Origin of the sequence: Clostridium sp. AF37-5 (assembly GCF_003477605.1) — a bacterium.
In the GTDB taxonomy this organism is placed as follows: Bacteria; Bacillota; Clostridia; order Lachnospirales; family Lachnospiraceae; genus Eubacterium_F.
Window position 1 is genome coordinate 1 of record NZ_QUDR01000052.1, and the last position, 1655, is coordinate 1655.

The 1655-nt window shown below is 34.3% G+C and carries 2 protein-coding genes; both read right to left on the minus strand.

Annotated features, from left to right (window positions below; genetic code table 11):
• Window positions 1-212, minus strand: a 212-nt coding sequence (locus tag DW019_RS14735; RefSeq protein WP_147353049.1) for a hypothetical protein, incomplete at its 3' end; no start/stop codon positions are given.
• 208 nt (window positions 213-420) lie between these two features.
• A partial coding sequence (locus DW019_RS14740; RefSeq protein WP_207663941.1) for a hypothetical protein occupies window positions 421-1655 on the minus strand: 1235 nt, incomplete at its 5' end.

The window sequence follows — 1655 nt, forward strand, 5'->3', positions numbered from 1 at the left end:
ACGGAAATCAGTCGGGAACTGCCATCATACTCATACGACAGAGAAAGTTTGGTGGCATCCCCTACTTTTACCTTGAATGCAGATTTATTGTCGGCACTGTCATAGGAATAGTTCTTCACCACATCCTTATTCTTTGTAAGTTTTGTGGTTTCTTTTGTCACTTGACCGGATACATCAGCATACACACATGCATACATTGAGATATAAAACATAATAAAACAACAAGTACATGCCTTTTTTTCAAACTTACACCTCCATCATAATAAAAATTCTGGCTCCATAATAACTATCGGAATTCCAACTGTTCTTCCGTGCTGAGAATCTCGCTATCCTTTACCACATCAGACCAACTTTATATTATTTTTCATAATCGTTATACCATAGTTTTGCATCCTGTTTCGCATTTACTCCAAGACTTTTTCAAATCTTAATACTCACTTTGCATATACTAGTCTTTGCAAATGCGTCTAAATAATTTATCCCGCCACAATCAATATTCTTTATAGGAGATAATCCCCCATCTTCTATATTCACCTTTCGTTTTTGGCCAGATAATATAAAGTTTACACTATTATTGTATAGTTGATTTGTTGCCTTATTTTGAATTAATAGATCCGTTTTTTCATCTGCTTCCGAGAAACCTGCAATATACAAAATATATTCTCCTTGCCCTTGTTCCTCTTTAAGGGTAGAAGTAACTTCTTCTTTGATATCCATCATAAGTTGCCATGGCCAATCCTCTTCCAAAAACAATGGCACATATAACGGAGAAACTGTAATAGTCCTTTGGCCTAAATATTCTGCTTTCTTACATTTCTCTAATCCTTTCCATTTTTCCAATTTCCCTTTTTCAAAAAAAGAAGTATATACAGCATTTTCTTTGTCATAATCAACTCTTACATATGTTTGTGTTGTATCATCAACAAAATAATATTGCACATTTTTTTGAGTCTGGAAAGAATAAATTTGAACTTGAAACTCATCACATGCAGATACCTGTTGCAATGCAGAATAGTCTGCTTTTTGTTCCATAATTTCTTTCCATCGTTCTCTGTTTTTTGCATTTTGATATGCCCTTATTGCATCGTCTATACAAGTTACTCTTTTTCTGGCAGAATCCTGTTCTTCTTTAATTTCTATTGAAAATTGATAGACGGAGTGATTCGTTCGCTGTGCTATCTCTCTAATAATTGTTTTATCTGTTATTTTAAAAGGTCCACTCCACCTGCGGTCATACATTACATTCTCCAGTACACTTCCGTCATCCATCTGCATCTGACACAATATCTCACACGTCCACATCATTTTATCATTTTTTATAATCATTACATTGGCAGAAGAATTATCTGAATCAAAGTCTTCTATAACGACATTGTAATGTCCTTCACCAGATTCCATTAGCCGTTTCTGTAATAACTGTTTCGCTTTTTCCAAAAAATCTCCATTCCATGTTCCGTCTACAAACTCCAATGTTCGCTTTTCTCGGGAAGTTTTCGCCGTTTCTTTTAAATGTATACGCTCTACACAACCAGACAAAAGTACAGATAGCACAAGTACACAAAATATATGAATTATAATTATATTTTTTCTATTTCTGATTTCCATTGTTATAATCCGCCTTTCTGCTTCGCGAAAGTCACCAATAGAATCATGAA